We start from the raw sequence: 8,757 nt of genomic DNA, 5'->3' as shown, positions 1-8,757 counted from the left end.
AGATGAGATTTCCCAGTATGTAAGACCCCTTGAAGACGACGAGGTAGATAGGTTCGAGGTGGAAGCGCAGCAATGCGTGGAGCTGACGAATACTAATCGGTCGAGGGCTTATCCAAGGTACATCTTTCAGCTAAGCAAGACCTTCGCAAAGGTTCGTATCCAGTTTTCAGGGTGGCAAGCTCTGAGCAAGACCCGCGTTTCCGTGAGCGGAAGACGCCCGTTTGGTGGCGATGGCGGAGGGGAACCACGCGTACCCATCCCGAACACGACCGTTAAGCCCTCCAGCGCCGATGGTACTTGGACCGCAGGGTCCTGGGAGAGTAGGACGTTGCCAAGCACGATGAACCGACTGCATAAAGCAGTCGGTTTTTTGTTGTCTTTAATCGATAATGATAAAGAGGCCGGCATCAACTAAAAAAGCTAGCGCCCATCATCGTTGTTTCACGTGGAACGCGTCAACGATGATAGTAGCTGACCTCATTGGCGGTAATTTTGAGTACGCCGTCTCGTCTGGACTTGCGAAGCTTGCGATTGATGACCAAGCGCGGAGCTAGAAACCAAAGATGACACATGATTAAGCTGATCATTGTCGCCTCGTCCGCCCATGGGTATAGGATGCCGATCGTGAATAACCCTAGCCACAGAAGGTGGCGGTGCAGCCGGCGAAAGAGGCCGTATTCGATATAAGCGACCGGAATATAGCCGATCCAGATGCCGAGCACTCGCCAGCCCCAGCGCCGGTAGTCCGGTTCATCGACGCGGATTAACGTTAGGCGGATGATCAGGAAATGAATGAACTGCGAGCATAGAATGCCGATTCCGAACGCTTTGACGCCGTCGAGCCGGTACATAAGGACAAGAAAGAGCGCCAAAACGCAGATCGCGCAAAGGTAGCTTCGATATAATTCGTTGCGAACGAACACCTTTTGCATGAGTCGATATTGGTAGATCGTCGCCTTGTCTTGCTCGGCAAGCGCTCCTCGCATCGTTTCAACGCCTTTCGATAATCTACACCATGTATCGGATTTTGACGCCGGAATATGTAGACTTCCTCCGCAAAAGAAGTGCAAGCCATCGTTCACCAATCTGGGCGTTTCGACATAAACTGTATTACTATTTGAATTGGGCTATGAAAGTCGTATAGGTTGCTAGACTTTGTGGCATACTAGAAGCAATGATGATTTTTTGGACGAGGTGAAACGAAATGTCGGAAGAAAGGACACCAACGACCTGTATTATTTGCGGAATCGAGAAATTGGAAGGCATGCGTATCATTGATGGGTTTATCTGCGATTCGTGCGAAACGGAAATGGTTCAAACCGACGTGCAGGACGCGAAGTATCCGTTTTTCATTCATCAGCTGAGACGTATTTGGTACCAGAATAATGCCTAAGGCATATGGCTGTACATCCTGTTGATCCCGAATTTTTCTTGCATGCATGCCGCGATCGAGAGAGTTTGGGATTCTCTTTTTATCGGGGGAAGGCGAGGGTTTAAGTCAAGCCCGGTATCCGTTATGATGAAGGGATAACCCGTAGGAACCGGAGGAACGTCCATTGCAACCTCACTCGCAAAAACGATGGCATGCGCCATTATTCGATACGCTGTCCGCGCTGCGGGCTTCCGGGCCGGCCAGTTACCATGTGCCGGGGCATAAATACGGTACATCGCTGCCTGACGCGAACGAAATACCGACCGAAGCCGCTCGGGCCTTGAAGGCCTTGCGTGGCGTCATGGAGCTGGATGTCACGGAGCTGACGCCGACCGATGATCTGCACGCTCCTTCCGGAGTTATTGAGGAAGCTCAACGCTTGGCGGCGGCGACGTTCGGCGCCGAGCGGACGTACTTCCTCGTGGGCGGAAGCACGGCCGGCAATCTGGCCATGCTGCTTGCCGTTTGCGGGCCGGAAGAGTTGGTTCTCGTTCAGCGCAATGCCCATAAGTCCGTGCTGAACGGGCTGCGGCTTGCGGGCGCGCGAGCGGTCTTTCTAATGCCGGAGACGGAAGAGCGCACCGAGCTTCATCTTATCCCTTCGCTTGAGCAGGTGGAGCTGGCGCTGCAGCGATATCCGGAATCGAAAGCCGTCTTATTCACCAATCCGAGCTATTATGGTCTCAGCGCTTCGCTGCGGCCTTATGCCGATCTTATTCATCGGCATGGCAAAATGCTGCTTGTCGACGAAGCCCATGGCGCTCACTACGGACTTCATCCGGCTTTCCCGTCTTCGGCCTTGCAAGATGGCGCGGATGCGGTCGTTCAGTCCACGCATAAGACGTTGACGGCGTTGACGATGGGAGCCATGCTGCACGTGCAAGGTGATCGAATCGATCGGGATGCGGTGCTGGAGGCACTCCGAATGATTCAGAGTTCCAGTCCTTCCTATCCCATTATGGCCTCGCTTGATATTACCCGGGCAATGATCGACGTCCATCGAAATGGGATGTTCGAGCGGGGTTTGGCGGCCGCGGAAGCGTTTCGGGCGTGGATCGGGAAGCAGCGCCGGTATGAGATGGCGGCTCCACGGCGGGATACCGTAAGAGTGGATCCCCTTCGAATGTCGATCTTTGACCGAACGGGCGCTTTGACCGGATTCGAGCTGCAGCGGCGTCTTGAGGCATATGGCTGCTATGCCGAGATGGCGGACTCTCGTTACGTCGTGCTGTTGTTCGGAATCGGCGCGTCTCTGTCCGACGTGGAGCGGCTGCAGCAGGCACTAAATGAAATTGCGGCCGAAACCGAGCAGGAAGGACTTATGCCGCGCATGCATTCGAGCAGTCGAATGTTTGCGAACAAGAGGCATACCACTGCGGAGCCTGTAACCTTCGCGCGCCCCGGGACGAGTCGCCGCGGCAGCGACACGGAGCGCATCGCGCTGGATGACGCGAAAGGTCGGATCTCGTCGGAGGCGGTTATTCCTTATCCGCCCGGCATCCCGCTGATCTATGAAGGAGAACGCATCACGGCCGAGACGATCGCCGTCATCAAGCAGCTCGTCGCGGACGGGGCCAGATGTCAAGGCGCGGAGGATCCCGCGATGCGGACGATCGCGGTTGCCGCGAAGCGGTAGCGCCGTTTACGCGCGATGGTTGGCTTTGATATGATAGGGGTATTAACAGACAGAGGAGCAGGCTCGTGGAAAATGGGTTGTTTTTGACGATAGAAGGCGGGGAAGGCTCGGGTAAAACGACGTTGATCGACAGCCTGGCAAAATCGCTGCAAGGACTCGGAAAGCAGGTCCTATTCACGCGGGAGCCCGGCGGCATTCCGATCGCCGAGCAAATCCGCGGCGTGGTGCTCGATAAAGCCAACACTGCGATGGACGCGCGAACGGAGGCGCTGCTCTATGCCGCCGCGAGACGCCAGCATCTGGTGGAGAAGGTCCTGCCCGCGCTGGCCAGAGGCGAAATCGTCGTCTGCGATCGGTTTATCGACAGCAGCTTGGCTTATCAGGGCTATGCGCGCGGACTTGGCATCGACGAAGTCAGGTCCATTAATGACTTCGCGATCGGCGAGCATATGCCGACGCTGACGTTTTGGCTCGATATTTCGCCCGAAGCCGGGTTGGCCCGGATTCATGCGGGAGAAGGCCGGGAGATCAACCGGCTCGACCTGGAAGGCCTCGCGTTCCACGAAGCGGTAAGAGAAGGCTATAGGCGGCTGATGACTGCCGAACCGGATCGAATCGTGCGCATCGATGCCGAGCAAGCGCCTGAAATGGTGCTAGACGACGTGCTCGCGATTCTAAATGCACGAATTTGAAGGATTATGCTCATTCCGTGTCAAATTATATAGAGCGTCATACTTTCAATAACGTACCGCATGGCAAAAAATCGGCAAGCATTATTGGGAGGGAATAGGATGAAATTAGTAATTGCGATTGTTCAAGATAAAGACAGCAACCGTCTGTCGAACGCGCTCGTGCGCGATGGCTTCCGGGCGACGAAGCTGGCCAGTACGGGCGGCTTCCTGCGCGCCGGCAACACGACGTTCATAATCGGGATCGAGGACGAACGGGTGCATGAGGTATTGAACGTGATCCGTTCGAACTGTAAAGTCCGCGACCAGCTCGTGTCTCCCGTATCTCCGATGGGCAGCACCACCGATTCTTACATCCCGTTCCCGGTCGAAGTGCAGGTCGGCGGCGCGGCGGTCTTTGTCGTTCCGGTCGAGCGATTCGAACATTTCTGATTGGGCGTGACGAATGCGATGAAAATCAATCCCGGGTGGCGGCCGCTTGGCGCCGATCGTTCGCGTCCGGATACGGGCGCGAAGCCGGCGGCGGTTAAAAGCTTCGCCGACGTCCTGAACGTGCAGGACGAGCAGCGGACGATCGAGCAGCTTCAGGAGAAGCTGAAAGATATTCATAATCAAGGCGAGCGGCTGGCCCGTTCGATGACGGTGAGGGAGCTGAAGCTCTACCGGCAGATGGTCAAGCAATTTCTCGAGGATACCGTTCGGCGGGGCGTCGGGATGAAGGAAACGCGCGGTTTCGACAGGCGGGGCCGCACGAAGCGTTACATGCTGCTCGAGGAAATCGACCAGTCGCTCGTTACCATGGGCGAGGAGCTGCTGGAGAGCGAGGAGGGGCGGCTGAAGCTGCTTCAATCGATCGGCGATATCCGCGGCATGCTGATTAATTTGTTTTTCTGACGGAATTCTCCGTTGTTCTTACCATAGAAAGGACCGGTTCCCATGAGCATCGCACAGCTTGCCGGGCAACCTCGGGCCAAGCGGATCTTGCAGCACGCGCTGTCGAGCGGCAAAGTGTCGCATGCCTACTTGTTCAGCGGTCCTCCGGGGAGCGGACGGCTGAAGATGGCGATGGCTTTCGCGAAGGCGCTGTTCTGCGAGCAGGGCGGCGACGACGCCTGCGGCCATTGCCTGGAATGCCGAAAGTTCGAGCACGGCAACCAGCCCGATCTGCACCTCGTCGAGCCCGACGGAAGCTCCATTAAAATCGACCAAATCCGCGAGCTCCAGCGCGAGCTTGCTTATCGCAATATACATGCGGCCCGCAAAGTGTACATCATGCAGCGGGCCGAAACCATGACGCTTCAAGCGGCCAACAGCCTGCTGAAGTTTCTGGAGGAGCCGCAGTCGCCCCTCGTGGCGATTCTCCTCACGGACAACGGACAAGCGATGCTGCCGACCATTCGTTCGCGTACGCAGCTCGTGCCGTTCGTCCCGCTGGCGCCGCAGGCGATGCTGCAAGCGCTCGCGGACGAAGGGCATCCCCAGCTGCCGGCCCGGGCGGCCGTTCAACTGGCTTCGGGCTTGGACGCCTGCCGGGCGCTTATCCAGCAGAATGGGTTTGCAGAAATGAGAAACGTAGTGATACAATTGGGAAAGGACAGTCTGAACCGGTTCACCGCCGCGATGCTGTCCCTGCAGCAAATCATGAAGACGGAGCTTGCGGAGCAACCGCAGCTTCTTTTGTCCTTATTGGCGCTGTGGTATAAAGATATGATTCATTTCCAGGCCGGAAGACAGGAATCGCTCGTTTTTATAGATCAGCTAGATTGGATCGGCAAACATGCCTACGCACGTCCGGCGGAAGGCTGGGTGGCGTGCATGGAGCACACGCTGGAGGCGGGCAAACGCATACGCGCGCACGTATCGCCGCAATTGGCGCTCGAGCAGCTGCTGATCCGCGTACAGGAGGGGTGAATACTTGTATACCGTCGTTGGTGTCCGCTTCAAGAAAGCGGGCAAAATCTATTATTTCGATCCCGTCGAGTTCCGGATCGAGAAGGAACAGTGCGTCATCGTCGAGACGGCCAGAGGGATCGAGTACGGCAAGGTCGTGGTCGGGCCGAAGCAGGTCGGCGAGTCGGACGTGGTCCTGCCGCTGAAGAAGGTCATCCGCATCGCCGGCGATAATGACGCCAAGGTCGTGGAAGAGAATAAAGCGGCCGCGCGCAACGCGTTCGCGACGTGCCTGGAGAAGATCCGCGACCATCAGCTGAAGATGAAGCTGGTCGACGTCGAGTTTACGTTCGACCGCAATAAGATCATCTTTTACTTTACGGCCGAAGGACGCGTCGATTTCCGCGAATTGGTCAAAGACTTGGCCAGCGTGTTCCGCACCCGGATCGAGCTTCGCCAGATCGGCGTCCGCGACGAGGCGAAAATGCTCGGCGGCATCGGACCTTGCGGCCGCGTGCTCTGCTGCTCGACCTGGCTCGGCGATTTCGAGCCGGTATCGATCAAGATGGCGAAGGACCAGAACCTGTCGCTCAACCCGACGAAAATTTCCGGTCTATGCGGCCGGTTAATGTGCTGCTTGAAATACGAGCACGATAATTACGAAAGCGTTCGCGAGGAGCTGCCGGCCGTCGGCAAAATCGTCGTCACGTCCTACGGCGAAGGCAAAGTTACGGGAATCAACGCAGGCTCCAAATCGGTTTATGTCCAACTGTTCGACGTAGGCGGCAAACCGAAGGAATTGCCGCTTGACGACGTGATCGTCAAGTAGGCCGATCGGCCGTTGTGAAATCCGAAGCTGCTTCGCCTTGGGGTGGAAACTTGAAAAAAGACATTTTTAACGAGATCAGCAACTTGGAAGCGCACATGGGCAGCTTGTATACGGAACTCGGCGCCATGAAACAGAAGATCAAGGCGCTGCTTGAAGAGAATAACCGGCTCAGCATAGAAAACGGCCAGCTGCGCAAAGTATTGAAGCGGGAAACCGCCATCCACACGCCGCAGCCGAAGCCGGAACCGGTCGTCGTTCACGAAGAAGAGGTGCGCGACGAACCGGACGAAGCGCCCGTATTGACGGGAGACCCTATTGCGGTCGGGCAAGGATACGACAATTTGGCGCGGTTGTACCATGAAGGCTTTCATATTTGCAATTTGTATTATGGGCATTTGCGCACGGAGGGCGACTGCTTGTTCTGCCTTTCGTTTTTGAATAAGGATTGAACGACAAGACCCTCTGACACAGGGTCTTGTTTGCATAGAACGGCATCTACCGATACTTGAGTAAGGGGCAGGGGAACGTGGGTAAAGAAGTGGTATTGGCGCCGGGCGAGAGGCTCGACGATCTATTGACGCATCAGCTGCATATCATTCAGAGCCGGGAGGTGTTCAGCTTCTCGATGGACGCGGTGCTGCTGGCCCGGTTCGCGGCGGTTCCGCCCCGCGGAAGGATCCTCGACCTGTGCAGCGGCAACGGCGTGATCCCGCTGCTGCTGACGACGCGGACGAAGGCGCTGATCGACGCGGTCGAAATTCAGCCGCGGCTTGCGGGCATGGCGCGCCGGAGCATCGCGGCGAACGGCCTGGAAGACCGGATTACGGTCATCGAAGGCGATCTGCGCGAGTTCCATAAGCGGCAGGGGCACGGCATCTACGACGTCGTGACGGTCAATCCGCCGTACATGCCGGCCGGAACCGGCGATCAGAACGAGAACGAGCACGTCGCGATGGCCCGTCATGAACGCAACGGCACGCTGGACGAGATCGTGGCGGCTTGCGCGCGTCTGGTGCGGGCCGGGGGGCGCGTCGCCATGGTGCACCGTCCGTCGCGGTTGGTCGAGATCCTGGAAACGATGCGCAAATGGAAGCTGGAGCCGAAACGGATGCGGTTCGTCCATCCGAACGCGGAGGCCGAAGCCAACATGGTGCTTATCGAAGCGACCCGGGATGGCAAGCCCGAACTGCGCATGCTCCCGCCGCTGATCGTGTATAATGCGCAGCATCAATATAATGAAGAGATTATGCAGATCTATTACGGCAACCGGGCAGAGCCCGCGGCATCGCAGAAGGAGAAGACAAGCCCATGAACGTACAGCGGAGCTTTCAACCCGCGGAGAAGGACCCGTCGACCGGCACGCTGTATCTGGTCGGAACCCCGATCGGCAATCTCGAGGACATGACGTTCCGGGCGATCCGCATCTTGAAGGAGGTCGACCTGATCGCCGCGGAAGATACGCGGCAGACCCGCAAGCTGCTCGCGCACTTCGAGATCAACGGTCGGCTGGTCAGTTATCATGAACATAATAAGGACGCCAGCGGTCCGGAATTGATCCGGCTCTTGGAAGCCGGCCAGTCGATCGCGCTCGTCAGCGACGCGGGGATGCCGGCGATCTCGGATCCGGGCTCGGACTTGGCCGCCGCCGCGGCGGAGCGGGGAATCGCGGTCGTGCCGATACCGGGGGCGAACGCGGCGCTATCGGCTTTGGTCGTCTCGGGGCTGCCGACGGAGAGGTTTCTGTTCGCCGGCTTTCCGCCGCGGGACCGCAAGCCGCTGGTCGCCTGGCTGACCCGGCTGCAGCGTTACGAAGAGACGCTGATCTGCTACGAATCGCCGCATCGGATCGCCAAAACGCTGCCCGTCATGCTGGAGCAGTGGGGCGACCGCCGGGTGGCGATGGTCCGGGAGCTGACCAAGCGGCACGAAGAGATAGCCCGCGGTACGATTTCGGACTGTATCGCGTGGTTGGAGGAGCATCCGCCGCTAGGCGAGTATTGCCTCGTCATCGAAGGGATGAGCGAATCGGAAGCCGCCCAGATCCGGGAGGAAGAAGGCGCCTGGTGGACGGCGCTGAGTCTCGAGGAGCATGTCGCCCGGTACGAGGCGGAGAGCGGCGACCGCAAGGAGGCCATTAAGCGTGCGGCTCAGGACCGGGGACTGCAGAAGCGCGACGTCTATAATGAAGTGATGAAAAAGTAGGCTGATTCCATAGGGCAAAAAACAAAAAAAAGACCTTCCTAGCCAGATTCTGGCGCAGGAAGGCATCAAGGAGTATTAA

At 57.7% G+C, this 8,757-nt stretch carries 11 protein-coding genes and 2 rRNA genes; 12 read left to right on the top strand and 1 reads right to left on the bottom strand.

Annotation, left to right across the window (positions count from 1 at the left end):
• Both I8J29_RS28210 and rrf read left to right on the top strand, forming a co-directional pair.
• A 23S ribosomal RNA gene (locus I8J29_RS28210) occupies nt 1–116 on the top strand; the annotation flags it as partial.
• A 104-nt stretch (nt 117–220) separates the two neighbouring features.
• A 5S ribosomal RNA gene (rrf, locus tag I8J29_RS28205) occupies nt 221–337 on the top strand.
• A gap of 118 nt (nt 338–455) precedes the next feature.
• Here the strand turns inward: rrf and I8J29_RS28200 are convergent.
• Nucleotides 456–986, bottom strand: coding sequence for a transposase (locus I8J29_RS28200; RefSeq protein ID WP_208850681.1), 531 nt, complete (start codon nt 984–986; stop codon nt 456–458).
• A 218-nt stretch (nt 987–1,204) separates the two neighbouring features.
• Between I8J29_RS28200 and I8J29_RS28195 the strand changes: the two genes are divergently transcribed.
• The 10 genes from I8J29_RS28195 to rsmI all read left to right on the top strand — a co-directional run bounded on the left by I8J29_RS28195 (nt 1,205) and on the right by rsmI (nt 8,678).
• On the top strand, nt 1,205–1,393 hold the full coding sequence (locus I8J29_RS28195; protein WP_208850680.1) for a sigma factor G inhibitor Gin: 189 nt from the start codon (nt 1,205–1,207) through the stop codon (nt 1,391–1,393).
• Nucleotides 1,394–1,556: 163 nt separating this feature from the next.
• Nucleotides 1,557–3,068 carry an aminotransferase class I/II-fold pyridoxal phosphate-dependent enzyme gene (locus I8J29_RS28190; RefSeq protein ID WP_208850679.1) on the top strand — a complete coding sequence of 504 codons (1,512 nt, stop codon included), beginning with the start codon at nt 1,557–1,559 and terminating at the stop codon, nt 3,066–3,068.
• Nucleotides 3,069–3,133: 65 nt separating this feature from the next.
• Nucleotides 3,134–3,760, top strand: coding sequence for a dTMP kinase (tmk, locus tag I8J29_RS28185; protein WP_208850678.1), 627 nt, complete (start codon nt 3,134–3,136; stop codon nt 3,758–3,760).
• Nucleotides 3,761–3,859: 99 nt separating this feature from the next.
• Nucleotides 3,860–4,189 carry a cyclic-di-AMP receptor gene (locus I8J29_RS28180; protein WP_090648952.1) on the top strand — a complete coding sequence of 110 codons (330 nt, stop codon included), beginning with the start codon at nt 3,860–3,862 and terminating at the stop codon, nt 4,187–4,189.
• A gap of 18 nt (nt 4,190–4,207) precedes the next feature.
• The gene (locus I8J29_RS28175) at nt 4,208–4,651 is read left to right on the top strand and encodes a YaaR family protein (protein WP_208850677.1); all 444 of its coding nucleotides are present in this window, start codon (nt 4,208–4,210) and stop codon (nt 4,649–4,651) included.
• A gap of 42 nt (nt 4,652–4,693) precedes the next feature.
• Nucleotides 4,694–5,668 (top strand): DNA polymerase III subunit delta', encoded by a 975-nt coding sequence (holB, locus tag I8J29_RS28170; RefSeq protein ID WP_208850676.1) that lies wholly within the window; start codon nt 4,694–4,696, stop codon nt 5,666–5,668.
• Nucleotides 5,669–5,672: 4 nt separating this feature from the next.
• Entirely contained in the window at nt 5,673–6,476 is an 804-nt protein-coding gene (locus tag I8J29_RS28165; protein ID WP_208850675.1) for a PSP1 domain-containing protein, read from the top strand.
• 95 nt (nt 6,477–6,571) lie between these two features.
• On the top strand, nt 6,572–6,925 hold the full coding sequence (locus tag I8J29_RS28160) for an initiation-control protein YabA (protein WP_208850685.1): 354 nt from the start codon (nt 6,572–6,574) through the stop codon (nt 6,923–6,925).
• Nucleotides 6,926–7,002: 77 nt separating this feature from the next.
• Nucleotides 7,003–7,788, top strand: coding sequence for a tRNA1(Val) (adenine(37)-N6)-methyltransferase (locus I8J29_RS28155; protein ID WP_208850674.1), 786 nt, complete (start codon nt 7,003–7,005; stop codon nt 7,786–7,788).
• Nucleotides 7,785–8,678 (top strand): 16S rRNA (cytidine(1402)-2'-O)-methyltransferase, encoded by an 894-nt coding sequence (gene rsmI / locus I8J29_RS28150; RefSeq protein ID WP_208850673.1) that lies wholly within the window; start codon nt 7,785–7,787, stop codon nt 8,676–8,678. Before I8J29_RS28155 ends, rsmI begins: the two co-directional genes overlap by 4 nt.
• Nucleotides 8,679–8,757: the final 79 nt, after the last annotated feature.

The sequence above is a fragment of the Paenibacillus artemisiicola genome (genome assembly GCF_017652985.1).
GTDB lineage: Bacteria > Bacillota > Bacilli > Paenibacillales > Paenibacillaceae > Paenibacillus_Z > Paenibacillus_Z artemisiicola.
The sequence above is the reverse complement of the archived record's forward strand: the minus strand, read 5'-3'. Positions and strand labels throughout refer to the sequence as shown.